The following is a 25,696-nucleotide window of genomic DNA, read 5'->3' as shown; positions in this document are numbered from 1 at the left end:
CAATCAGAGTGAACGTAAATCATCCACGAGTTGCGTCTTTTCTGCTGTTTTTTCGTCTTTCTGTTTGATCACGCGTGCTGGTGTACCAGCAACTACGCTACCGGCAGGAACGTCTTCTGTGACGACACTGCCCGCTGCGACGACGGCATCTTTTCCGACGCGGACACCTTCTAAGATGACGGCGTTCGCTCCGATCAAGACACCATCTTCAATGATGACCGGTGTTTTTGAAGGTGGTTCAAGGACCCCAGCGACCACTGCACCGGCACCTACATGAACGTTTTTACCAATCGTTCCGCGTGCACCAACGACGGCGTTCATATCAATCATTGTACCATCTCCGATCGATGCACCGATATTAATGATTGCCCCCATCATGATGACCGCATTGTCGCCGATGACGACATGATCACGAATCCATGAACCTGGTTCGATCCGGGCATTCAAATGACGTGTATCGAGCATTGGCACGGCACTGTTGCGACGGTCGTATTCGACGTGCACTTCAGTAATCCGGTCTGCATTCTCTTCTAAGAAAGTTGAAGCAAGTCCTGCATCGGCGAAGAAAATTTTGGATTGATCCGTTCCGAATGCCGTTGCTCCTTCAATCGTCAATCCTGCCAAGTCACCGTTGACGTACAATTTGACGGGCGTTTGTTTTTTCGCATCTTTAATGAACTTCGCAATTTCATAAGCATCAGTTAATAACATGTGAATCCTCCTGTGTGTAGAGCGTCTCCAGTGTATAGAGTCCCGCTGATTTTTGAATGAGTGCTTCCGCCGCTTTGATGGCGCCTGAAGCGAATACTTTTTTGGATAACGCCGTGTGTTTGATTTCGATCAACTCATCGACCCCGGCAAACAACACTTCGTGTTCGCCGAAAATCGTTCCCCCACGCATCGAGTGCATCCCGATTTCGTTTGGTTCCCGCTTTTCACGCGTCGACTCCCGTTCGTAGACCGGTTGGACATTTCGTAAATCCTGAATGGTCCGGAGCAACAGCTCCGCCGTCCCGCTCGGTGCATCGACTTTTTGATTGTGGTGTTTCTCAAGCAGTTCGATGTCGAAAGCTCCAGCAAGCGGAACGAGTGTTTTCAACAACTGTTGCATCATCGCGATCCCAAACGACATGTTATACGATTGAAAAATCGGAATCTGTTTGGAAGCGTCACGAATCGTCTGCAGCTCGGCTTCCGAGAAGCCGGTCGTCGCAATGACGAGTGGTGTCTTCGTTCTCATGCCATAATCCAGTAGATCCGGCAACAAGCTCGGATGCGAAAAATCAATGATCGCATCAACCGATTCCGTCATTTCGGCGAGCGTGCCGTATGAGGGCACACGTTCCGCCGTTTTCGTTTTGTCGATGACGGCGACGACGGCATCCGGTGCCAGTTCATGCACGTAATGTCCGGTCGCTCCGTATCCGTGAATGGCGAGTCTCATCCAACCACTCCTTTATAACTCCGCATCGTCTCAAGCAGGTGCGCATGTCCCGCTTCCGACTGACGGACGAGCGGCAGACGGGGAGCCCCGACGGCAATTCCGATTTCTTCAAGTGCTGCTTTGACGGGAATCGGGTTGACGTCGCTGAACAAGGCGGAAATGACAGGCATCAGATCACTCTGAATCCGGCGTGCCGTGTCGTAGTCGTTTGCAAGCAGCGCTTCTGCCAAGGCCTGCGTCTCAGCCGGATACGGATTCGACAAGACGGAAATCACGCCTTGTGCCCCCCATGCCATGTACGGGAGAATTTGATCGTCGTTGCCGCAGAAAACGGCAAAGTCGTTTGGTAAAGCCGTCATCAGTTCACCCATGAAGCTGACATCTCCGCTCGCTTCTTTGAACGCTTGGATGTTCGGATGCTTCGCAAGCGTCACGGCAGTCTCAACTGAAATCGCCACCCCCGTACGTGACGGGACATTATACAGCATGATCGGCAGCGAAACCGCATCCGCGACAGCCGTGAAATGCGCTACGAGCCCGGCTTGTGACGTTTTGTTGTAATACGGTGTCACGAGCATCGCTGCATCGGCACCAAGACGTTCCGCCGCTTGTGTCTTTTCAATCGTCTGCGCTGTATTGTTCGTTCCGGTTCCGGCAATGACAGGCACGCGTCCTGCCGTCACACGGACCGCCGTTTTCAGTAACGTCTCGAACTCTTCATTCGTCAGCGTCGATCCTTCTCCTGTCGTCCCACCGACGACCAATGCTTGAATGTTTGCCGCGAGTTGTTGTTCGATGAGTTGTTCAAATACGGTTAAATCCAGTTCACCCGTTGAAGTGAACGGTGTTGCCAGTGCTGTTCCTGCTCCTTTAAACATGTCGGATTCCTCCCTGTTTCTTAAGAATGGATTGAACTTTCAAGTGCTTGGCGCGCCACTTGCACGGCGTTCGAAGCGGCCCCTTTTCGAATGTTATCGGCGACACACCAGATGTGGAAGGTGTTCGCAAGACTCTGATCCTGTCGAATCCGTCCGACGTATACGTCATCCGTTCCACTGGCGTCAAGCGGCATCGGATACTGATTTTGACTGACATCATCGACCAGAACGACGCCGGGTGCTTGACGCAATGCTTCGCGGATTGCTTCGACCGTCGTCTCCTGCTCAAACGTCACGTTGATCGCAACGGAATGAGCGTTCGTGACCGGGACGCGGACACATGTCGCACTGACCGGCAACTCCGGTAAGCGGAAGATTTTGCGTGTCTCGTCAATCATTTTCTGTTCTTCTTTCGTATACCCATTCGGTAAGAACACATCGATATGCGGCAGGATGTTATCGTGAATCGGGTGCGGATAATTGACCGGTTCTTCGCCGCGGCTGCCGCGAGCTAAATCCTCAATTCCTTTTTGACCCGAACCGGAGACCGCTTGATACGTCGTATAGTTGATACGCTGTAAACCAAACTGCTGAAGCGGGGCCAGGGCGACGACGGATTGAATCGTCGAACAGTTCGGATTGGCAATCAATCGATCGTCCGGACCGATTGCCTTCGGGTTTACTTCCGGTACGACGAGCGGGATATCCGCCTGCATCCGGAAGGCACTCGAGTTGTCGACGACGAGTGTTCCTGCTGCAGCGAGTAACGGGGCATACTGTTCACTGATCGTTCCGCCTGCTGCGAACAGTGCGACATCGATGCCGTCTTCTGTGATTTGCTCCGATAATGCTTGAATCGTAACGTCTTGCCCTTTGAACTGGACGGTTTTCCCGGCAGAACGGGCTGAAGCGTAAGCTGAAATTTGACGAACCGGAAAGTCGAGTTCCGCCAAGACTTGCAACATTTTTTGTCCAACGGCGCCTGTTGCGCCAATGACTGCTACATGATACATATGGTTTCCTCCTTACAGATCAAATGCATTGGCGATTGCTGCGACGGTCCGTTCGATGTCGGCTTGGGCAATCGTATACGAGATGCTGATTTCTGACGTCGTGACTTGATAAAACGTGATGTTTTCCGCCCGGAATGTCGCAAATAATTTCGAAGCGACGCCTGTTGCGTCACGCATTCCGATTCCAACGACCGATAACTTGGCATGTTGGTTATGACGGTCGACTTTGACGGTCGGGAAACGATTGATGATATCCTGCAAGGCTTCTTCCAAAAACTCTTCTTCGTCGAGCGGACACGAGAACGAGAGGAAGATGTCACTGTCAAACGTCGTCTGACTGATCATATCGATGTTGACGTGACGTCCTGACAACAATTCAAAGATATCTGCGACCGCTGAGTTTGTCTGTGGTACGTGTTTGATCGATACCGTCATGACGTTTTTTGTCACACTGACACTTGTGACCGCTTTTTGTTCCATCGTTTCCGTTGCCTCCATGATCCAAGTCCCTCTTTCCGATTCAAGTGTTTTTCCGACAAAGATGTGTACACCGTATTTTTTACCTAACTCGACACTCCGCATCTCCATGACTTTGGAGCCAAGAGCACTCATTTCCATCATCTCATCATATGAAATGTGTGGAATCGGCTGTGCTGCGGCATGGATCCGTGGATCAGCCGTATAAACGCCGTCAACGTCCGTATAGATTTCACATCGTTTATCGAGAACGGCTGCCAGTGCGACGGCTGTCGTATCCGATCCGCCACGCCCCAGTGTCGTGACGTCCCCCAGTTCATTGACCCCTTGGAAACCGGCGACGATGATGACATCGTAGGTCTCGAGTTTTTTCCGGAGCAATTCGCCGTCAATTTGTTTGATTTTACTTTTCGTGTGGAGTCCCATCGTACTGATGCCTGCTTGTGCGCCTGTCTGGGACAAGGCTTTTGTCCCGAGTGAGTTCAAGGCGATGCTGAGCAACGAAATCGTCTGTTCTTCACCGATTGCAAGCAGACGGTCGAGTTCGCGCCGTTCCGGTCGATCCGTGATCGCCTGGGCTTGGGCAATCAATGAGTCAGTCATTTTTCCCATCGCCGATACGACGACGACTAATTTTTCTCCTTGATCCGTCCGATTCTTCAAATAATTCGCAATTGACTGAATCTGTTCGACAGTCGCAACCGAACTACCACCAAATTTAAGTACAGTTGTCACAATCCTATCTCCTTTTGTCCCGAAACAGAAAAAAACGACGGGCCGGTAGGAGCGTTCCTACGGCCCGTCGTTATCACGATCGGACAAACGATGACAGTGTCATTCGTTCTTTTACGTAAGATAGCGCTCCGAAACGTGGGTTTCGGCAGTACAACGGATCTTAACCGTTGTACCAGCAACCAAGAAAAAGCATTTTCTTGTTCACTTCGGCGGATTTCCCCTTTCACATCACTTGGCATGCTTGCCTTTGTAAGTGTTGCTACTGATGTCATCCGCGCCTCTATCTGTCGGTTGTTAGTTACAGTTATAGCAAACATTTTTTGTTAAATCCAGTGATTTGCCAAACTTTTTTTGATTTTTATGATTTTTGAAGGGTCTGCTTTGCTTGGGTCAGCTGTTCGCGAACAGCGTTAAAACCAGTCCCGCCATAACTGCCTCGTCTTGCGACGGCTTGAACCGGATCGAGCAACGGATAGACATCTTCCGTAATGACCGGATGGAATGTCTGATACGTCTCGAGTGTCAAATCCTTCAAGAAACAGCTGGTCTGGACACAATGCAGAACGGCTTTGCCGACGATTTCATGCGCTTCCCGGAAAGGAATGCCTTTTGTGACAAGGTAATCGGCCAGTTCCGTTGCATTCGAGAAGTCTTGCATTGTCGCCTTCTTGAGCGCTTCTGTCTTAAACGTAGCGGATTCGAGCATCCCGGTAAAAATCTGAACCGATTGTAAAACCGTATCAGCCGTATCAAAGACGCCTTCCTTATCTTCTTGCATATCTTTATTGTAAGCGAGTGGTAATGCTTTCATCGTCGTCAAGAACCCCATCAAGTTTCCATATACCCGTCCTGTCTTTCCGCGAATCAATTCTGCGAAGTCCGGATTCTTTTTCTGCGGCATCATGCTTGATCCCGTCGAAAACGCATCGGACAGTTCAATGAACAAAAATTCTTGTGACGCCCAGATGATGATTTCTTCACAGAACCGTGACAGATGCATCATGACCGTCGAAGCGATGCCAAGGTATTCAATGACGAAGTCCCGGTCCGAGACGGCGTCCAAACTGTTGGGATAGACGTGTTCAAATCCAAGCAACTCGGCTGACTTGAACCGATCAATCGGGAAAGTCGTTCCGGCGAGTGCACCGGCACCAAGCGGTGACATCCGGACCCGTTTTAAGTTGTCCGTCAGTCGCTCGGCATCACGCTCAAACATCCAAAAGTAAGCCAGCAAGTGATGTGCAAGCGAAATCGGTTGAGCACGTTGCAGATGGGTATAGCCGGGCATGACCGTTTCGACGTGTTGATCCGCTTGTTCCGTGATGACGGATTGCAGATTGCGAAGACTCGACAGGAGTTCTAAAACATGCTGCTCCATCCAGAGATGAAGATCAGTTGCGACCTGATCGTTTCGACTGCGCGCTGTATGCAGTTTACCGGCGACAGGACCAATCTGTTCCGTCAATAACCGCTCGAGGTTCATATGGATATCCTCATCGGCCAGTGAATAGACATGCTGATCAATCGTCGTTTGTAAATGATTAAGTCCAGCTTCGATTTGCTGCCATTCCGTCTCCTCGAGAATCCCTTGTTCGTATAACATCTGCGCATGGGCCAGGCTGCCTTGTAAATCGACAGCCGCCAATTTTTGATCAAATGAGATCGATGCGCCGAATGCCTCCGCCTGAGCGGAAGCACTTTCCGTAAACCGTCCGCCCCATAGTTTCGTCATTTTTTCACGCCTTCCTGACGATGAACACTCGCATGTGTCGCAATCGCTAGACCATGCAGTTTGATGAATCCTTTTGCCGCTTCGTGATCAAAGGCATCTTCTTTTGTGTAAGTCGCGAGTTTCTCGTCGTACAACGAAACAGCCGATTGACGTCCTGTGACGCTTGCGTTCCCTTTATAGAGTTTGACACGGACTTCGCCGGTCACATCCTGCTGTGTCGCTGACAAGAAGGCTTTGAGTCCTTTTGTTAACGGAGCATGGAATAGTCCGTTATAAATGGTTTCTGCATATTGTTTGCTTAAAATCGGTTTGAAATGGGCGACATCTTTTGTCAACGTAATCGTTTCGAGTGCTGCATGCGCTTTGAGTAAAACCGTTGCGCCCGGGCATTCATAGACTTCACGTGACTTGATCCCGACAAGACGGTTCTCGACGTGATCAATCCGACCGACTCCGTGCGCCCCTGCAATGATATTCAGTTCTGTGATCAGTTTTGCGAGTGGATATGCTGTTCCGTTAATGGAAACCGGCACGCCCGCTTCAAAGCCGATGATGACTTCTTCTGCTTGATCCGGTGCGTCTTCCGGTGCAACGGTTAAAGCGTACGCATCTTGCGGCGGCTCCGTCCACGGATTCTCAAGGACCCCACATTCATTACTGCGTCCCCATAAGTTCATATCAATTGAATACGGGCTGTCGAGGTTAATCGGAATCGGCACATCGTTTTCTTTTGCGTAGGCAATTTCTTCTTCACGTGACCATTTCCACTCGCGGACCGGTGCGATGACTTCGAGTGACGGATCAAGAGCGGCGACCGAAACTTCAAACCGGACTTGGTCGTTACCTTTTCCGGTACAACCGTGCGCCACTGCTGTTGCACCATGGGCATGTGCGACTTCGACCAGTTTTTCAGCGATCAACGGGCGGGAAAGAGCTGAAATCAGTGGATACGCGCCTTCATAATGAGCGCCGTATTGAAGTGCCGGTAAGACAAACTCGTTTGCGAATTCCTCTTTGACATCAAGGACAATGGATTCAACGGCTCCGACAAGCAATGCCTTTTCTTTGATGACCGTCAAATCTTTTCCTTCACCGACATCCATGCATAACGCGACGACATCATAGTCCTTGCTTAACCATTTGATGGCGACTGAAGTATCGAGTCCACCGGAATACGCTAAAATCAATTTTTGTTTTGTCATTACTGATTCCTCCTTGATATCGACTGTATCTGTCTGTATAAAAATTCACTATGGATTATATATATACATAAACTTTCAAAAAAAGAAACCCTTTTTTAGGATTTCTCATAAAATAACCGTTAAATTTTTTTCTCCATCGTCCGGTGTGGAATACCGGCATCATCAAATTCATCCGATACGATTGTATACCCGAGACCTTGATAAAACGGAATCGCCTGGACTTGGGCACCGAGTGTCAAAATTGTCCGCCCTTCCCTCCGAGCCACCCGTTCCATCGCCCGCATCAATTCGCCGCCGTATCCTTTCCCCCTTGTCGCAGCAAGGGTTGCGACACGTTCCACCTTCATCCGTTGTTCGTCATAGGGACGTGTCCGTCCCGTTGCAACGGGACGATTCATTTCATCGAGAACGAGAAGATGAATCGCCGTTTCGTCGTGCGTGTCATATTCCAAATTGCGCGGCACCCCTTGTTCTTCGACGAAAACGCGCTCGCGAATCATCCGGACTGCCTGTTGTTGTTCTGCTGTCTTTACCTGAATTACCGTCATGTATGTAATTCCTCCTTCAATGCTTCGATATAGCCACTTGCATCTTCATACGTCGTAAACAAGGCTTGGGCATTTTTTTCGCTTCCGCCGCCGCGTCCATTAAATTGTTTTAAGTGGGTTTTCGCAAATTTGCCGAGATGGACCGGTCCTGAACTGCACATCAATAATTTTTTAGCGGTCTCATTCCAAATCAACGCTGTCCGTTTTTCCTCTGCCAAGGCTTTCATCATCTTTTCGGAAAATCGGATGTTTTCCTGTTCATGGTGCAACACCAAGACGGGGTCTGATGAAGTCAACACCTGTTGCAGAACGGTTGTGACATGTAAATCTTCCGCTTGTCCAATTTGACGGTTCAACCGGAGTTGCTCCTGTTTGAGTTCTTCGACGACGGTGTGGACCTGATCCTTTTTCGCGGACAATGCCCGTGCCGTCTCGGTTAAAACCCGTCGTTCAGCCGTCAACAAACGGAAAGCGCGGTCTTTTGCAACATACATCAAACGGACATTCCCCCGGACTTTTTCCTGACCCGTGAATAAAATCAGTTCCAGTTCCGATGTCGATCCGAGATGTGTCCCTCCACAAGCACTGTAATCAAGTTCGCCGATCTGGACAACTCGAATCTGTCCCGTCACTTGCGGTGTTTTCCGTAACGGTAATCGGACAGCGTCGGCTTCTGTATATTCCGTTGCTGTAATCGGCAACGCCGCTCGAATGACACTTCGCAACCGGTCCTCAAGACGGCTTTGGATCGTTTCAGTCCATTCGTTCAGCTCAAGATCCAGTGTCGATTCTTCTGATCCGGTACGGAAGCTGACCGTCTTGATTTGAAACTCGTCTTGAAGAATCGCGGAAATGACATGTTGGGCTGTATGCTGGGCGGCATGATCCGTTCGCGTGCTGTCATCGATTGTACCTTGCACTTCGTTTTCAAGGAGTGGTGTTTCAAGTCGATGCCAAACGATTCCCTCTTCGAGTTGCACATCCAGTACGGGGATTCCGTTCAGTGTGCCCCGATCGGCCGGTTGACCGCCGCTTTCCGGATAAAAATAACTTTTCTCAAGCGCAACCCATTGCCCTTGCTGGTCTTTGACATCCGTCACGGTCGTTTCGAACGTCCGGACCTCCGGGTAAATTTGTTCAAGACGCATCCTACGTCCACCTTTCTTCATCTGATTTCGCTTCTATTATGCCACAAATTAACTACAATCGTTTGTCGGCATCCCCTTTTCCTAGTACACTAGATGAAAGACTATCGACCGCGAAGGGACGAAATGCCGTGATTCAGCACATCAATAAAAATTCACCACTTCCAATCTACTACCAAATTGAAGCTGCCTTAAAACAACAAATCGAAAGCGGCTTGTTACAGCCCGGTGATTTGATCCCTTCTGAACGAGAGTTCGCCGAAGCTCATCAAATCAGCCGAATGACGGTGCGTCAAGCGATTTCGAATTTAGTGAATGCCGGCTATCTGATCCGTCAAAAAGGACGGGGTACGTTCGTCGCCAACAAAAAAATCGTCATGCAACTGTCTGGATTAACCAGCTTTTCGGAGGAAATGGAACATCTCGGTCTGGAACCGGCGAGTGAACTCTTGTCCTATCAAATGATTGCTGCTGACATGCCGATTGCCAACAAACTCGGAATTCGTGAAGGGGCTCAGATTTACGAATTAAAGCGGTTACGCATTGCCGATGAACAACCGCTTGCACTTGAAACCGTCTATATTCCGGAACAACTGTTACCCGGCTTGAATCAAGAAGTCGCCATCACTTCCTTGTATGCCTTTGCGGAAGCCAGTGGACTTAACCTCGGGCGTGCCAGTCAGACGTTCGAGTCACGTCTCGCCACAAAAGAAGAGGCACAGCATCTCGGATTGTCGGTCAGCTCACCTGTACTGTCCGTCGAACAATTGACGTTTCTTGCGACCGATCAACCGTTTGAGTATGTCATTTCCGCTTACCGGGGCGACCGGTATACGTTCACGGTCGAAATGGAACGGCAACGTGGATGACATGAATCGTAAAAAAAGACCGTTTTTTCCATCAGTTAACGATGGGAAAAACGGTCTTTTTAAAAATCATTGAACAGGTTCTTCTACTGTTGTCTCATCAGTCGATACAGGTGTTTCCGTCTCCTCTTCAAGTGGAGCAACCTCTTGTCCTTGCATCGCTTTGGCTAAATTCGCTTTGACGAGTTCCAACTGATTCGGATCGAGATGATATTCCCATTTGCCGCTGATGCCGATATATCCTTCTCCGGCAAGCTGGTATTCGGTCGTATCACGTAATGCCGTCGTGAAGTCCGCCAGACGTGTGTAGTCGTTCGGACCAAGGTTCGTTTCGACGTTGTCTCCGACTGCATCCAAAATGTCACGGTACGCACCTAGTGACCGGAAGCTCGCCGCTTCTTTCGCAACGGCCTGAATGACTTGCATCTGTTTTTGACCACGCCCGATGTCCCCGAGCGGATCGTCATGACGGTTCCGGACATAAGCAAGTGCCTGTTCACCGCTCAGATGTTGCATTCCTTTTTCGACGGTAATCGTTCCAGCTTTTCGCGCTGAATCTTGTTCTTTAAAGGCGTAACGGACATCGATATCCACACCGTCCAAAGCATCGATCAACTGAACGAATCCTTGGAAATTGACTTTGACGACGTGATCGATTTGAATCCCAAGCAGGTTTTCTGTCGTCTCACGTGCTAACTTGATACCGTTGTAGGAGTTCGATTGATCCATCGAGCCAAAGTAATGGGCATGTGTGATTTTATCCTGCTCGACGCCTGTTTTTCCGTAAGGCACGTCGTATTTCGAGTAGTCGATGTTGACAAGAGAATCCCGCGGGATACTCGTCAACACAAGCTGTTCGGTCTTTTTATTCAAGACCCCGACAATCATGACATCTGATCGTGCCGGTTCATTCCGTGACTTACTCGCTTTTGTCTCATCCGTTCCTAAAATCAGGAATGACTCCGACGGCACATCGTCGTACTTCGAACTGACATTTGATCCTGGAATATTGATTTGTGTTCGCGCTAATGTTTCTTGTGTTTTTATAAAAACTGCTCCCGCATAACCGGAACCAATGACAGTGAAAAGTAATAACAAGGCAGCAATCACTTTAAGGAACATCTTCCCAGCGCTCGGTTGCCTTTTTCTTGCTGATCTCGTCTGCATCTTTGAGCCCTCATTTTCATGTAAATTTTCTGTAAAGTTCACTATCCTCCATTATCCGGACTTTTATACAAATGTCAATTTACGATTCGGTTAAGATCAGATCGCAACATTCCTTTGACGTTGAACAAAAGTTACTTCGGTAAACAAAAAAACGTTCCCTGTCGCCAATACCGAAGGCATTGACGAAAAGAACGTTTATCTGACTCATTTCATGAAATTCGTATAGGCTGCCCGCCCTGTCCGCTTGGCTTCCTCTGATAATAAACTGGCTGCTTCTTCATCGAGAACAACCATGACATCCGCATGCCGTTGTAAAATCGTCGCCGGACAATCGACTGTCGCCGGTCCTTCCATCATGTCCCGAACCGCTTCCGCTTTTCGTTCACTGGATGCGACAAGCAAGATTTTCTTCGCTTCCATGATCGTTCCGATTCCCATCGTAATCGCTTCTGTCGGGACATCTTCCAACCGATCAAAAAATCGTTGATTCGCCATCCGCGTCGATTCCGTTAATTCTGTCACATGTGTTTTTGCGTCAAACGGTGTCCCCGGCTCATTAAAGGCGATATGTCCATTTGATCCGATCCCAAGCAGTTGAATATCGATTCCCAACGTCCGGACGAGTTGCTCGTACCGTTCACTTTCCTGATGAGAATCCGCCGTGTTGCCAATCGGCAGATACGATTCCTTGAACGTCACCGTATCAAAGAGATGCTCCTTCATGAACGTATGGTAACTGTGCGGATGGTCCGGACTGAGTCCGACATACTCGTCGAGATTGACGGTCGTCACGTGACGGCAATCCAGTTCGTCTTGACGCCACTCTTCATACACACCAAGTGGTGAACTGCCTGTCGCAAGTCCGATCGTCAAGCCTTCCGGATGTCTCAGAATCTCCTGCTTCATCAATTGATACGAAACGTTTGCCAGTTCTTCTGCCTTTTTTACAATCATCCATTTCATCCGTTATTCCCCCTCTTGTCCTTTGAATCGATGAATCGTCCCGCGGTGAATCGTCTGTTCCACTTCCAAATCAGCACTCAACACGACAAAATCCGCATCTTTGCCTTGTTCAAGCCGCCCTTTTTGTGTCAGACCAAACTCTTCCGCTTGATTGACCGATGTCATTTGCACGGCTTGTTCCAATGAACAGCCGGTAAACGCAATGATATTGCGAAGCGCCTGGTCCATCGTCAAGACACTTCCTGCTAAATTGCCAGTCGCGAGCCGCGCAGCTCCGTCCTTCACATATACCGCCTGTCCGCCTAATTCATACTCTCCGTCCGCTAAACCTTTTGCCCGCATGGCATCAGTGATGACTGTCAATCGTTCCGGACCTTTCATCCGGTAAGCGAATTCGACCATCTCTTTTGAACTGTGGATGCCGTCCGGAATAATCTCGGCGAACACCGTCCGCTCTAACAGACAGTACCCGACCGTCCCCGGTTCACGGTGATGCAAGGCCCGCATCTGATTGTAAAGATGTGTTCCGTGCGTGACCGCACCAGAACGATTTTGTTCAAACGTCGCGTCTGTATGACCGGCAGAAGGAATCGCCCCTGTTTCTCGGACGGCTGCTTCAAATGCCCGTGCGCCCGGTCGTTCCGGCGCATACGTGACCAGTTTGATTTGATTACCGGAAGCCTCTTGCCAGTTCAGGAACTGTTCGACGCTCGGTTCCACGATGTATTCCAAAGGCTGTGCACCGGCATATTCCGGATTGATGAACGGTCCTTCGAGATGGATTCCCTCCATCGTCGTTTGGCGAGAAGCTATGACCTCTCCCGCGACTTCCAAGGCTTTCGTAATCTGGTCCCAGTCTTGAGTGATCGTCGTCGCAAAAAAGGAAGTGACACCTTCCGCAAGCATCGCTTCACTGAAACGAACCAATCCTTCCCGGCTCGCATCCATCGTGTCGACATCGTATCCGCCATGGACATGAATATCAATCATGCCCGGTATCAACCGTTTTCCTTTTAAATCGATGACTGTCTCTTCACGTGGAATATACTCCGTCATCTCACCGATTTCTTCGATGACATGATCGAATCGGATGTAGCCGTCGTGAATGATCGTCTGACCTGTATAAATTTCTGCATGAATGATACTTGTCATGTTTTCGCTCCCTTTCGGTTCATGATTCCGGCCGTCAATGTTTCTTCTTCCTCAGTATAACGCGATTGATTCTAGTTGTATAGACCTTTATACATTTAACCGTGAATAGAAAAATGAAGATGATTCAAAAAAGAATCACTCGTCTTTTCACGCCCTTTCCTCTAGGAGTTGCGTGTAACGCGAGTAATTCTTTTTTACGAGGTAAGGGTGGCAGATTATCATTCCGCCACCCTTACCTTTGGAGAGACTGACTTTTGAGTCAGTCCTATTTTGTATAGCGACTGCCTCGGAAGCAATCCTTCTTGAGTCGTTACGGCAATAAAATCCGATCTTTTTTCTTCGAGATGAGACGTGTTACTTTCAGGATCGCCATCGTCAAAGATTGGCGTTTCCGGTAAGCGAGATAACGTCCTTCCCACTTCGGATCATATTTTTCTTTGTACCGTCTTAAGCCGGTGAAACTGTACATATACCGGATGTTATTAAAGACGTCTGCTGCAACCCGCTCCTGCCAAAAGGACGTCTCGTCTTCTCCGACTGACGATAACGGTGCCATCCCCATATTGAATGTATGATAGCCGTTGTCTTTCGCATAATCAAACAAGCGGATGAACATCGCGTCCATGATGCCGTTTGGTCCGTCCGGACGAAAACGCATCAAATCAATCGACAGAACACCTTCTTGGTAAGCGGGCATGAAGGTCATGAACCCAAGCATCTGTCCCTCTGCATCCCGCATCACACCAATCGGCGCTTGGTTCAGATAGGTTTCCTTAAAATAGCCTAACGAAAATCCTTTTTCAGACTTTCCACCTAACCACTCATCCGAGACATCACGCAATTGGTGCAGGAACTCTTCTGTAAAGGGAGGCGAAATAACATCAAACGTCATTTCCTCCCGCTCAAAACGATTTTTAATCGAGCGCAGTCCGGCCCGTTTTTTCCCTGAGACCGTAAAGCTTGTAATATCGACGATCGCTTCTTCACCCAGTTTAAAGAAGTTGAAGCCAAAATCGTGATAGAGCGACATATTTTGCGCTTGAATCTGATAGATGTTCGGGATATAGCCCAAGTCTTCGACACGGCGTAAAAAGCAGGCAATCAGTTGTGAATGTTCTTCCGGATCACCGCTCGGATCACCGAGCATCATGATTCGATTGCCCGTCTGACTGAACTGGATGAACGAACGATTCGACTCCGAGAAGAAAAAGCGTTTGTCCCCTAAGAAAGCCAGATGACTTAAGTAATTTCCCCCTTGCTCTGCCAAAACCTGTCGCACTTTTTGTTCATCCAATTTCTCTCCCAAGACCGGTTGATTAAATGTATTGAACAAACGGATGAACACAAGCGTGTAGACCAGGGCAAAGATCGAGGCACTCGCCGCGAACATAAAGATTTCATGTGCCGGATAAACTTTTGTTCCATCTGCAGAACCGAGTGTATAAAAGGCGTATCCAAAAAAGATGAAACCCCCGATGTATAAAAATCCGGCAATGGCCGAACGAATCAGCCGTGTCGTCGTGATCAACGTCCGTTCCCGTTGAAACGCGTTCCGCGACATCATCACCAGAATGAGAACAAGCAGAACGACGGACAACGAAATCAGATTAAATCCACGGAGAGCCATCCCGATCAAGGCAAAGACCGATGCGCCATACACCATATACAACGAACGTTTTGTCCGCCGGTATAAGGAGGGTGCGAGTAACACATACAGAAGACCGCCCATTAAGAAGAAACTGTTGGCAAGCAATAATAACTCATGCGGCAGACGGGCCTCCAGGTATTCGTATTGAGTGGAGTTAGGTGGTAAAATCGCCAGTCCCCAAATCGTGATTCCGGCAAGTAACGTAATCAAGGCGAGCGTAAAGTGGCGCACCTTGCTTAAAAAGCGTAATTGAAGCCGCCAGATGACTCCCCCGACTTCAACGGACGGTCCAACGATCGGTTTGTCTTCAATCATTTTGACGACCGGACCACTGAATTCACGTGCCGAGAAAATCACACCAATCACAAACGGAATCAAGTAATAGACCAGTCGATAAATCAACAGTCCCGTCAAGACGATTCCTTCTTCGACACCAGCCCGTTGCATTCCAATCAAAAAGACCAAGTCAAACGAACCAAATCCTCCGGGAACCATCGAAATCAATCCAGCTGTCGCTGCAATGATGAAGACGCCGATGACTTTCGAAAAGCTGACATCCGTTCCGAGCGCCGCCAAGATGAAGTAGACGACGACTCCGGCACTGAACCATTCCGCGAGTGACACTAATGAATACAGGGCAATCGAAGACGGACGGATGCTGCTGCTCCCCCGCCGGAACGTAAACAACAGATAAACCGGGAAGAAAAAGGCCACACCGATAATGACCGGCCATAACCATTTTTTCAGATCCAACACTTCAAATGCCGGGAAAATGTTCAGCAACGACAGGGCAGACAAGATGGATAGTCCACTGATCAATGTCGGTGCCATCCATCCGATCGCTTTCAGCAACCGGGTCCCTTCGACAAAGGGACGATACAGCGCTGAACGAACACCAATCCCCGCCAGTCCCCCGAAACCGATGATGCCGTTAAACGAATTGGCAATCCACGACGCCCGAAATATCAACCCAAGCGGCACTTTAACTTGGAGGGAGCGTAATAAGAACACATCATAAAAGAACATCGTCGCGACAGCTGCCAATCCCGCGAGAATCAATAAAATAAATTCCCAAGACGGAATTTGCTGAATCGCCCGAATCGATTCTTTCAACGACAAACTTTTTAATTCGTTTTGTCCCTGATAGAAAATGAAAGCAATCAAGACGATCGGCAAAATGACTTTGGCAATCGTGATGATGCGTTGTTTGTTGATTTTCATTCTGCAACCTCCTTCGATTTTCTGACGAGATGCATTAAGCGGAGTAACAGAAGACCGGCGCCAACGGCAAGTCCGATGATCAGTCCCCACCAATACCCGTCTGGTCCAAGCGCCGTAAAACGCTCAAAGTAGAATCCAAGCGGCAAGCCGATGACCCAGTAAGCGGTAATCGTCAAAATGAAGGTGACATTAACGTCTTTGAAGCCGCGCAACGCTCCTTGGGTCGGAGCGGCGATCGCATCCGATAACTGAAAGAAAATCGCGAGGATCATGAAGTGGGCAGCCATTTTGATGACAGCCGGATCATTACTGTAAAGAGCCGCAATCTGTTCGTTTTGAACGTAGAGCAATGCTCCTGAAAATAAAGAGACGGCGAGACACAGCAACAAACCGATCCAGACATATTGCACGGCATCCTTGACTCGTCTTGCCCCTACCTCAAATCCAACCGTAATCGTCAATGCCGAGGCGGCAGAGAGCGGAATCATATAGACGAAGGAAGCAAAGTTGATTGCAGCTTGATAGGCCCCGATGACGACATCGCCGTAAGCGCCGAGCAGCAACGTGACAGCCGAAAAGATACTGACTTCTGAAAAAATCGCCAATCCGATCGGTGCACCGAGTAAAACCAATTCCTTGATCCGCTTGAGATCCGGTTTGTAGAAACGCCGGAGAATCCCGAGACGTTGGAACAGTTCTCCTTTTAAGACGACGCCGATGACCGCGAGACATAAAATCCAGTACGTGATGGCCGTCGCCACTCCGGCACCGATTCCGCCCAGCTCAGGAAAACCAAACTTTCCGAAGATGAACAGATAATTGAAAGCGACATTAATGGGTAAAGAGAATAATAATAACGTCATCGTGATGTTTGACTTCCCTAACGAATCAATCAGGGTACGCAGGACAAAAAAGACAAACATCGGAATGATACCAAAACCTAACATGATGAGATAGACACGAGCCACGTGGCGCGCGGTATCGGATAACTCCATCTGATTTAAAATCGGGTTGACGAGTAAAAATCCAAGGACAACCGTCAGCAAAATGATGACGACCGACACATACAGGGCCTGGATGACGATTCGTTTGACTTCCCGTTCCTTCCGGGCACCCATCGCCTGGGAGACGAGTGGCGCAACAGCCAATAAAATACCGGTCAATCCGGTATAAACAGGCGCCCACAAACTGGCTCCGACGCCGACACCCGCCAAATCAGCTGATCCGTAACGACCCGCCATGACAGTATCAAAAAAACTAATTAAGTAAAACGCTACCTGTGTGACCAGAATCGGAAAGAAGATTTTCATGAATTGCTGAATCTTTCCGGATAGCGTAGTTGTCTCTAACATTGTTCCACCACATTCCAGGGCAACACATTCGCCCTATTTTTAATCAACGGTCATTGCCGTCGTCTGTTCTACGTAAAACACATAAGGAGGGATTCAGATGAATCATCGTGATGTCGAAAATTTAACCTTTGAATTGCTGGAAACCTGGTCGACGTTTAATCATTATGCCAAAGAAGCACAAACCTTTAAAAATCCGGAGGATGTACACCAGGCCCGGATTCGTCTGCGGAAATTGATTACGTTCGCCAAATTACTCGATCAAACGGAAGAACCGATTTATCTCATTTGGAAACGTCTGATGCATGCGTTCGGGCAAGTCCGAGATTTGGACGTCCAACTGAGCCAACAATCCGTCAAATCACCGATTGAACAATTGTTTGCCGAACATCTTGCCTTGCAGTTGCAAGGAAAACGCGCGACATTGATTGAAACGATGCATCTGTTGATTTCAAACGAACTGGATCGTTCGGTCCGCCGCTTCCTGGCAGGTCCTTTGACCAAACAGTTGAAACGTATCCATGAAAAGGAGCTGCTTCAAACTGCTGAAAAACGATTCGATAAAAAGAAATTGAACTATGAAAAAGTCCAACACAAGGAAGGGTCAAAACGGATTCAGATGATGCACGAACTGCGTCTTGCGACGAAGTTCTACAGGTATACGGTAGAATACTTGCGTCCTTACACGGATGTCCAAAAGACCACTGTCGACCGACTTAAACGTATTCAGACTCAACTCGGTGACGTCAACGATACGTACAACCGTTTAGAACGCTGGCGCCTCTTCAGCCCACCGGTCGCGCAAGAGCCGGACCAAACCAAAGAAGTCGCACGTCTCGAACGAAAGTTAGCGAAGATGCTCGATCAACTTTCGTTCGCTTAAGGATGGCGTTGGACAAGCAATTCAAGCATTTTTGTTCCGGCGATTGAATTTCCTTTCAAATCCAATGCCGGTCCGAAGATACCGATGCCAAGATCCGCCATGTCGAAATCACTTCGACCACATGCGACGATTGCGCCGGAGACACCACTCTTTCCGGGTAATCCGACTTGAACCGAAAATTCACCGGAAGCATCATACATGCCGCAAGTCGTCATGATTGCCCGGATGATCCGCGCATTCCGACGGGAAATGACTTGTCTTCCCGAAGGGGTTTTCCCGGACTGGCTTAAAATCTTGCCCATCATCGCCAGACCCTTACAGTTCGTTAAAATCGCACACTGTTTGGTATACACGTCGATGATTTCCTCAACGTTTCCTTCGATGACTCCATGATAACGCATAAAGTAGAGCAACGCCCGGTTCAAATCCGTCGTTTCAAATTCAGATTTCGCGACTTCCGCATCATATTTGACCATATCCAGTTCAATGTCGAGCAGATCGGCAATGAATTGACGCAGTTGATTTAACTTGTCCGCCGCATCTTCTCCCGGCAACATACTCGTGACGGCAAGCGCCCCTGCGTTGATCATCGGATTAAGCGGCTTCGTCGGAATCGTCTCCTCGAGTTTCGCAATCGAGTTGAACGCATCGCCGGTCGGTTCCATTCCGACTTTCGAGAACACATAATCCTCGCCGAACGTCTCTAAGACAAAGGCCAGTGTGATGATTTTGGAAACACTTTGTAACGTAAACATCGTTTCCGCATCACCGGCAGACACAAACGTCCCGTCTGCATTACAAACCGCGATTCCGAGCTGTGTCGGTTCCGACTTTGCCAGTTCCGGAATATAACTTGCCACTTGCCCGAGCACCGTGTACGGACGGCATTCCGCAATTAATTCTTCTAGTTGTTGTTGCGTTACGTTCATTAAAGTCCCTCTTCCTGTCGTTTTCACTAGCTTATCATGCTTTTTGGAAACGAGATATGACCGTTCTTCTTTTTCAACGGTCGTCGTCAAAAAAGGGACCACCTCAAAAAGGAAGCATGCGCTTTCCTCAAGGGAGTGATTCCTTCTGAACAAGACGAGGGTGGCAGACTTATCATCTGCCACCCTCGTTTGTGTAGAGATTGACTTGTGAGTCAGCCTCCTGCTTGTAGTCCTTAGCGAATGATCAATTCTGTCCCGTCTGTATCGATCGCGACGTGTGAACCGTCTTGAATCGCTCCACTGATTAGGGCGCGTGCGAGTTTCGTCTCGATCGTCCGTTGAATATAACGATTGATGGGGCGCGCACCATATTGAGGTTCAAAGGCTTCATTGAAAATCAACGTTTTTGCTGCTTCCGTCACATCAATCGTAATCTCGCGACCCGACAGACGCTCACTCATTTTGCTGACTGCTTTATCAATGATTCGTTCGATTTCCGCCCGATGAAGCGGATGGAACAGAATCGTATCATCAATCCGGTTTAAAAATTCCGGCCGGAAATAATTTTTCAATTCCTGGCGGACAGCTTCCTCTTCCGCCGCATCGATTTCCCCATCCTTCGCCGCTTCGAGCAAAATGTTCGCTCCGATATTCGACGTCATGATGACAATCGTATTTTTAAAATCGACGACCCGTCCCTGGGCATCCGTTAAACGGCCGTCGTCCAAGACCTGCAACAGGATGTTAAAGACGTCGCCGTGTGCTTTTTCAATTTCATCAAACAACAGAACCGAATACGGACTGCGGCGGACGGCTTCCGTCAACTGACCGCCTTCTTCGTAACCGACGTAGCCCGGAGGCGCACCGACGAGACGAGAGACATTGTGTTTTTCCATATACTCCGACATGTCAATCCGGACGATGTGGTCTTCACTGTCGAACATCGCTGCGGCAAGTGCTTTCGCCAGTTCCGTTTTCCCGACACCGGTCGGACCAAGGAATAAGAAGGAACCGATCGGACGATTCGGGTCCTTGATGCCAGCCCGTGCCCGAATGACGGCGTCCGAGACCAGCCGGACCGCTTCATCCTGACCGAAGACCCGTTCATGAAGCGTCTCTTCCAGATACAACAGCTTTTCTCGTTCCCCTTGTGCCAAACGGCTCACGGGAATTCCTGTCCACTTCGAGACGATATCTGCGATTTCTTCGTCCGTCACCGCCTCACGGACTAATTCATGCGACACATGCTCTGCCGATTCTTCCGCTACTTTCAACTGATTCTCAAGTGCCGGAATCTGACCGTACTTGATTTCAGACGCTGTATTTAAATCATATCGTCCTTCTGCTTCTTGCAGGGCCAATTTCGCTTTTTCAAGATCCGCCCGCAATTGTTGGACATTTTGCGAGCTGTCTTTTTCACGTTGCCAACGTGTCCGGAGTGCACTTTCATCTTCGCGGACAGAACTGAGTTCCTGTTGTAAAATCTCGAGTCGTTTGCGTGAGGCGTCATCGGTTTCTTTTTTCAGTGCCGCCTCTTCGATTTCGAGCTGCATCACCCGTCGGACCAACGAGTCGAGTTCTGCCGGCATCGATTCCATATCGGTCCGAATCATCGCACAGGCTTCATCCACAAGATCAATCGCTTTATCCGGCATGAACCGGTCCGTGATATAGCGATCTGACAGGATCGCTGCTGCGACGAGGGCATTGTCATGAATCCGGACACCATGGTGAATCTCAAAACGTTCCTTTAAGCCGCGTAAAATCGAAATCGTATCTTCGACATCCGGTTCCGCAACAAGGACTTGTTGGAACCGGCGTTCGAGTGCCGGATCTTTTTCGATGTATTTACGATACTCATCCAGCGTCGTAGCTCCGATACAATGTAACTCTCCGCGGGCAAGCATCGGTTTTAACATGTTCCCCGCATCCATTGCCCCGTCCGTCTTTCCGGCTCCGACAATCGTATGCAGTTCATCAATGAATAACAGAATCTGACCTTCCGCTTCTTTCACTTCATTCAGGACGGCCTGCAACCGTTCTTCAAACTCGCCCCGGTATTTGGCACCGGCGACAAGCGTACTCATATCGAGACTGAACAATTGTTTGTTCTTCAGACTTTCCGGCACATCGCCCCGGACAATCCGTTGTGCCAGTCCTTCGACGATTGCCGTTTTCCCGACGCCCGGCTCCCCGATCAAGACAGGGTTATTTTTTGTTTTGCGGCTGAGGATGCGGATCACCCGGCGAATCTCATCATCCCGTCCAATGACAGGATCCGTTTTACCCGACCGAAAATCAGCAACGAGGTCGCGTCCGTATTTCTTGAGGACATCAAAGGTCGCTTCAGGATTTTTGGTCGTCACTTTCCGGTTCCCGCGCATCTCAATGATGGCTTCACGAAGCAGCTGTTCCGTCACGCCTTGGCTCCGCAAGTACTGGGTCGCCGGACTTGATTGCTTGATCAGCCCCATCAGCAAATGTTCAACCGAGACATACTCATCCTGCATCAATCTGGCTTCTGTTTCCGCTTCCGTCAAGACTTGCAGCAATGAGTTGCTGATGCGCGGAGTTGAGGATTGAGCAAGTGCCGGTAATCGACTGATTGCTTCGTTGATTCCGGTCTCCAACTGATCAATCCGTTGGTCGAGCTTCTCAAAAACGATGCGGGCAATTCCTTCCTCCTGAGAAAGTAAGGCGAGTAAGAGATGCCATTCCGTAATCTCACTGTGTCGACGTTGTTTGGCAATCGCTTGTGCCGATACGATTGCCTCATGCGCGCGATCTGTCAATTTTTCGAAATCCATTTCACGTCACTCCTTCACAGATAAACGATTTTCCCATTCTTCATAAAACGCTGGATCCATTTCCGGAAGTTTTACTTCCAGTTGAACAAGCAAGGCTCCCCGGTGACCCTCTCGATTGCTGAGTCCACGATTCGGAATCCGGAGACGTGCCCCCGGTTTTGTGCCCGGCTTGATTTTCAGCTTCACCCGTTTTCCTTCCAACGTATCCGCTACCACTTCGCCTCCTAGGACAAATACCGTCGGATAGACGCGAACGGTCGAGATGACATCTGTTTCCTGACGGCGGAAACGATCATCATCTTTGAGGTGGATCGTTACATACACGTCCCCGGCAACACCTTTTCGGTTCCGCATCGAACTTTTTCCGCGCAACCGGACTTTTTTACCGTCATATAAATCTTTTGGGAGACTCATTTGAATCGCACCGGATGCTAAACGAATCGTCACCTTCTCATTCGTGCTGAGATGACTGAGCGGAACGGTCAACTCGAGTTCCTCGTCGGTCGCTTCTTCCTCTTGACTGAAGAAGGAGCCAAACATGTCTTCAAATCCAAACGATTGCCCGGCTGATCCGGTCGGTCGTGATTGACGTCCGTTAAATTGACGGAACAGATCGTCATAATCTGCCGATTGTCCCGCTCCCGCTCCAGCCATCCGTTCGAAGTTACTGCCGTAGCGGTCATATTGTGCCCGTTTTTCTTCGTCCCCGAGGACATCAAACGCTTCTTGAATATCTTTAAACCGTTGATCGGCGCTTGCCTCTTGGTTGACGTCCGGATGAAACTGTTTTGCCAGCTTCCGGTACGCTCGTTTGATTTCCTGGTTCGAGGCTGTCTTCTCGACACCGAGCGTTCGATAATAATCTTTCGCCACTCTGATCACTCCTTTAACTTTTGTTCTGTATCTTAATTATAGAATTGGTCAGTCCATTGGTCAAATATAGTCAAACTTTTTTAGAACGATTCTTTTGTTCTTTTCACTTTACGGATTTTCCTCAAACAAGTTTCGCTCGGAGAAGCATGATATACTGACAACTATCATCACTAAAAAGGAGCGATTAAGACATGGATGGGAAAAAACGAGCCGACGTCAAAATCGGACAAACAGTCAGTATCGTGTTAAAACAGGATCAACGGACAGGTAAACGGACGGAAGGCATCGTCAAAGATTTGTTGACGAAGTCTCCGAACCACCCGCACGGTATCAAAGTCCGTCTCGAAGATGGGCAAGTCGGTCGGGTTCAAGAAATTTTATAATCATCCGTACATGACACCCTCTATATCAAAGACACCCGTTTTTTGGTGATAGACCAAAAAACGGGTGTCTTTTTCACGGCTCATTCCGCCAGATAACGTTTCGTCGCTTCGATTAAAATCCGGGCGGCATATTGCATCGCCTGTTCTTCAAAATCAAATTTCGGATGGTGATGCGGATAAAACGTTTCATCACCTGCACCGGTAAAGAAAAACGTCCCCGGAACCTGTTGCAAGTAATAGGCAAAGTCTTCGCCGCCCATCGTCGGTGCAATCTCAAAGACCTGATCTGCTCCGACGACGTCCGATGCGACGGCGCGAACCAGCTCCGTTTCCGCCGGATGATTGACGACCGCCGGATAACCTCTTTCGTACCGAAACGCGTACGTTGCCCCTGCCGCGTCACAGACGCCTTTGATCGTCCGCTCCATCTCACTGACAATCTGATCGGCGACGAGCGGGTCAAACGTCCGAATCGTTCCGGTCAATTCCGCACTGTCGGCGATGACGTTAAACGTGTTCCCGGCATGAAGGGTACCGATCGTCAACACAGCTTGTTGCAACGGGTCAAGTCGTCGGCTGACGATACTTTGCAGTTCCTTGACGACGGTTGCTCCAAGTACGACGGCATCAATCGTTTCGTGTGGTTTCGCCCCGTGTCCGCCGCGGCCAAATAACGTCAGCTCAAATTTATCAGCTGCCGCCATGACCGGACCGACGCGGTAACCGATCGTACCAAGCTTCGTCGTCGACCAGAGATGTGTCCCGAAAATGACGTCGACGCCGTCTAAACAACCATCGGCAATCATGTCACGCGCTCCACCCGGGACGACTTCTTCCGCGTGTTGATGAATCAACACGACATTTCCCGCCAAGTGTTCTTTTTGACCGACAAGGATTTCCGCAACCGCCAACAACGTGGCAGTATGACCGTCATGACCGCAGGCATGCATGGCACCGGGAACCGTCGACCGGTAGTCGACTTCTTTTTCATCCTGAATCGGCAAAGCATCAAAGTCAGCCCGCAACGCAACCGTTTTGCCCGGTTGACCACCGCGGATTGTCCCGACGACACCCCGTCCGCCCACTCCGGTTCGGACTTCAATCCCAAGATCCGTTAATCGTTCGGCAATGAACCGTGGTGTGTCGACCTCATGAAACGACAGTTCGGGGTGTTGATGTAAATAACGACGCCGTTCAACCATGACTGGAAATAACTGCTCAACCATCTCTTCCACTGTCTGTTTCATTATGTACGCCTCCTATTTTTTGCTGTGCAACATCTTCACGCTTTCCCGTGTATATTGAAGCCGTTCAATCGTATCGTCATAATGTACTGCCGCATAGGACAAGAACAAGACATCAATCGCAAACAACTGTGCCAACCGGGAACTGAGAGCCGCACTGCGTAACGGGGCTTCCGGTGCGCGCGACGTCCATAACGCAATGTCTGCGAGCTGACTGATCCGGTTGTCCCCAAACCGCGTCAAACTGATGACTTTCAAACCGCGAATCTTGGCAAGACGAATCAATTCGACGACTTCTTCCGTTTCCCCGCTGTAAGAAATCGCAAAAAAGACATCATCCGCACTCGCATTCGCAAGAATCGTCGCGACGAGATGTTGGTCGGATTCTTGAATCGTCAACTTCCCGACCCGTGTCCATTTTTGTGCGGCATCTAAGGCGACAACGTTGGAAGCCCCGATTCCATAAAAATAGATGGCCCGTGCCTGATCCAACACTTCCGTCGCTTGCGCAATCCGGTTTTCACTGAGCTGCTTCGCCGTATCCTGCAAGGCTTGGATACTGTTGCTTAATGTCTTCTCCACCAGATCCGCCGGGCGTTCATTTTTTTCGATATCGTGATACCCTTTCAAATCCGTTCGTGCCGTATCGGCTGAAATCCGCATCCGCAATTCCGGATATCCTTTTAGACCAAGCGCCCGGCAAAAACGGACGACGGCTGCCGCGCTCGTTCCCGATTCTTCCGCTAAATGATGAATCGTCATTCCCGCAATTTCATTCATATGCGCCAAAACAAAATCAGCGACTTTCCGTGATGAAGAGGGCAACTCTTCGCGGACAGCACTAATCTGTGAAAAAATACCACCTTTCATGCAATTCTCTCCCTTACAATGGATTAAAACAGACGAATTCAGCGTCAATCCGCCTGATCCGCATTATGCTTCTTTTCTATTATGCTCCTCCAAGATAGCTTTCGTAAATCCAAACAAGTCCATCGATGTAATTAAGTAGCAAAAAAGACTCCCGCTTACGCAAAGAG

At 49.2% G+C, this 25,696-nt stretch carries 22 protein-coding genes and 1 riboswitch; of the genes, 3 read left to right on the top strand and 19 right to left on the bottom strand.

The window, feature by feature from the left end:
• Positions 1-3 precede the first annotated feature (3 nt).
• The 9 genes from dapD to D3D03_RS11770 form a co-directional block, all read right to left on the bottom strand.
• The gene (dapD, locus tag D3D03_RS11810) at positions 4-711 is read right to left on the bottom strand and encodes a 2,3,4,5-tetrahydropyridine-2,6-dicarboxylate N-acetyltransferase (protein ID WP_026833934.1); all 708 of its coding nucleotides are present in this window, start codon (positions 709-711) and stop codon (positions 4-6) included.
• Positions 698-1,444, bottom strand: coding sequence for a 4-hydroxy-tetrahydrodipicolinate reductase (gene dapB / locus D3D03_RS11805; RefSeq protein WP_119923670.1), 747 nt, complete (start codon positions 1,442-1,444; stop codon positions 698-700). The genes dapD and dapB overlap by 14 nt, the downstream gene beginning before the upstream one ends.
• On the bottom strand, positions 1,441-2,322 hold the full coding sequence (dapA, locus tag D3D03_RS11800) for a 4-hydroxy-tetrahydrodipicolinate synthase (protein WP_119923669.1): 882 nt from the start codon (positions 2,320-2,322) through the stop codon (positions 1,441-1,443). Before dapA ends, dapB begins: the two co-directional genes overlap by 4 nt.
• A gap of 20 nt (positions 2,323-2,342) precedes the next feature.
• Positions 2,343-3,335 carry an aspartate-semialdehyde dehydrogenase gene (locus D3D03_RS11795; RefSeq protein ID WP_119923668.1) on the bottom strand — a complete coding sequence of 331 codons (993 nt, stop codon included), beginning with the start codon at positions 3,333-3,335 and terminating at the stop codon, positions 2,343-2,345.
• Positions 3,336-3,347: 12 nt separating this feature from the next.
• The gene (locus tag D3D03_RS11790; protein ID WP_026833938.1) at positions 3,348-4,547 is read right to left on the bottom strand and encodes an aspartate kinase; all 1,200 of its coding nucleotides are present in this window, start codon (positions 4,545-4,547) and stop codon (positions 3,348-3,350) included.
• 113 nt (positions 4,548-4,660) lie between these two features.
• A riboswitch (Lysine riboswitch) is annotated at positions 4,661-4,838 on the bottom strand.
• Positions 4,839-4,905: 67 nt separating this feature from the next.
• Complete coding sequence (gene argH, locus D3D03_RS11785; RefSeq protein WP_119923667.1) at positions 4,906-6,279, bottom strand: argininosuccinate lyase; 1,374 nt, start codon at positions 6,277-6,279, stop codon at positions 4,906-4,908.
• Positions 6,276-7,481: an argininosuccinate synthase gene (locus tag D3D03_RS11780; protein WP_119923666.1), complete on the bottom strand. Its 1,206-nt coding sequence runs from the start codon at positions 7,479-7,481 to the stop codon at positions 6,276-6,278. Before D3D03_RS11780 ends, argH begins: the two co-directional genes overlap by 4 nt.
• Before the next feature lie 119 nt (positions 7,482-7,600).
• Positions 7,601-8,029, bottom strand: coding sequence for a GNAT family N-acetyltransferase (locus D3D03_RS11775; RefSeq protein ID WP_119923665.1), 429 nt, complete (start codon positions 8,027-8,029; stop codon positions 7,601-7,603).
• Positions 8,026-9,177, bottom strand: coding sequence for an alanyl-tRNA editing protein (locus D3D03_RS11770; protein WP_119923664.1), 1,152 nt, complete (start codon positions 9,175-9,177; stop codon positions 8,026-8,028). The genes D3D03_RS11775 and D3D03_RS11770 overlap by 4 nt, the downstream gene beginning before the upstream one ends.
• Positions 9,178-9,305: 128 nt before the next feature.
• On the opposite strand from D3D03_RS11770, the gene phnF reads away from it, so the two are divergent.
• On the top strand, positions 9,306-10,043 hold the full coding sequence (gene phnF, locus D3D03_RS11765) for a phosphonate metabolism transcriptional regulator PhnF (RefSeq protein WP_026833943.1): 738 nt from the start codon (positions 9,306-9,308) through the stop codon (positions 10,041-10,043).
• Positions 10,044-10,109: 66 nt separating this feature from the next.
• Here phnF and D3D03_RS11760 read toward each other — a convergent pair whose 3' ends face one another.
• The 5 genes from D3D03_RS11760 to D3D03_RS11740 form a co-directional block, all read right to left on the bottom strand.
• Positions 10,110-11,207, bottom strand: a complete 1,098-nt coding sequence (locus D3D03_RS11760; RefSeq protein WP_035387679.1) for an LCP family protein — start codon at positions 11,205-11,207, stop codon at positions 10,110-10,112.
• Positions 11,208-11,411: 204 nt separating this feature from the next.
• Complete coding sequence (gene nagB / locus D3D03_RS11755; RefSeq protein ID WP_119923663.1) at positions 11,412-12,170, bottom strand: glucosamine-6-phosphate deaminase; 759 nt, start codon at positions 12,168-12,170, stop codon at positions 11,412-11,414.
• Between the two features lie 3 nt (positions 12,171-12,173).
• Positions 12,174-13,322, bottom strand: coding sequence for an N-acetylglucosamine-6-phosphate deacetylase (gene nagA, locus D3D03_RS11750; RefSeq protein ID WP_119923662.1), 1,149 nt, complete (start codon positions 13,320-13,322; stop codon positions 12,174-12,176).
• Positions 13,323-13,632: 310 nt separating this feature from the next.
• Positions 13,633-16,191, bottom strand: coding sequence for a bifunctional lysylphosphatidylglycerol flippase/synthetase MprF (gene mprF / locus D3D03_RS11745; protein WP_026833947.1), 2,559 nt, complete (start codon positions 16,189-16,191; stop codon positions 13,633-13,635).
• On the bottom strand, positions 16,188-17,543 hold the full coding sequence (locus D3D03_RS11740; RefSeq protein ID WP_026833948.1) for an MATE family efflux transporter: 1,356 nt from the start codon (positions 17,541-17,543) through the stop codon (positions 16,188-16,190). The genes mprF and D3D03_RS11740 overlap by 4 nt, the downstream gene beginning before the upstream one ends.
• 97 nt (positions 17,544-17,640) lie before the next feature.
• On the opposite strand from D3D03_RS11740, the gene D3D03_RS11735 reads away from it, so the two are divergent.
• Positions 17,641-18,423, top strand: coding sequence for a CHAD domain-containing protein (locus D3D03_RS11735; RefSeq protein WP_119923661.1), 783 nt, complete (start codon positions 17,641-17,643; stop codon positions 18,421-18,423).
• On the opposite strand, the gene glsA is transcribed toward D3D03_RS11735, so the two are convergent.
• From glsA to D3D03_RS11720, 3 genes are all read right to left on the bottom strand, one after another.
• The gene (gene glsA / locus D3D03_RS11730; RefSeq protein WP_026833950.1) at positions 18,420-19,352 is read right to left on the bottom strand and encodes a glutaminase A; all 933 of its coding nucleotides are present in this window, start codon (positions 19,350-19,352) and stop codon (positions 18,420-18,422) included. The genes D3D03_RS11735 and glsA overlap by 4 nt on opposite strands.
• Positions 19,353-19,585: 233 nt before the next feature.
• On the bottom strand, positions 19,586-22,159 hold the full coding sequence (gene clpB, locus D3D03_RS11725) for an ATP-dependent chaperone ClpB (protein WP_119923660.1): 2,574 nt from the start codon (positions 22,157-22,159) through the stop codon (positions 19,586-19,588).
• 6 nt (positions 22,160-22,165) lie between these two features.
• A complete protein-coding gene (locus D3D03_RS11720; protein ID WP_119923659.1) occupies positions 22,166-23,032 on the bottom strand; it encodes a DnaJ C-terminal domain-containing protein in 867 nt (288 codons plus the stop codon).
• Between the two features lie 191 nt (positions 23,033-23,223).
• Between D3D03_RS11720 and D3D03_RS11715 the strand changes: the two genes are divergently transcribed.
• The gene (locus D3D03_RS11715; RefSeq protein WP_026833953.1) at positions 23,224-23,415 is read left to right on the top strand and encodes a YwbE family protein; all 192 of its coding nucleotides are present in this window, start codon (positions 23,224-23,226) and stop codon (positions 23,413-23,415) included.
• Positions 23,416-23,495: 80 nt separating this feature from the next.
• On the opposite strand, the gene D3D03_RS11710 is transcribed toward D3D03_RS11715, so the two are convergent.
• The gene (locus D3D03_RS11710) at positions 23,496-24,662 is read right to left on the bottom strand and encodes an amidohydrolase (protein WP_119923658.1); all 1,167 of its coding nucleotides are present in this window, start codon (positions 24,660-24,662) and stop codon (positions 23,496-23,498) included.
• Positions 24,663-24,674: 12 nt separating this feature from the next.
• Complete coding sequence (locus D3D03_RS11705; protein ID WP_119923657.1) at positions 24,675-25,529, bottom strand: MurR/RpiR family transcriptional regulator; 855 nt, start codon at positions 25,527-25,529, stop codon at positions 24,675-24,677.
• Between the last annotated feature and the right edge of the window lie 167 nt (positions 25,530-25,696).

This window comes from Exiguobacterium sp. RIT452, from assembly GCF_003598705.1.
Classification (GTDB): Bacteria; Bacillota; Bacilli; order Exiguobacteriales; family Exiguobacteriaceae; genus Exiguobacterium_A; species Exiguobacterium_A undae.
The sequence above is the reverse complement of the archived record's forward strand: the minus strand, read 5'-3'. Positions and strand labels throughout refer to the sequence as shown.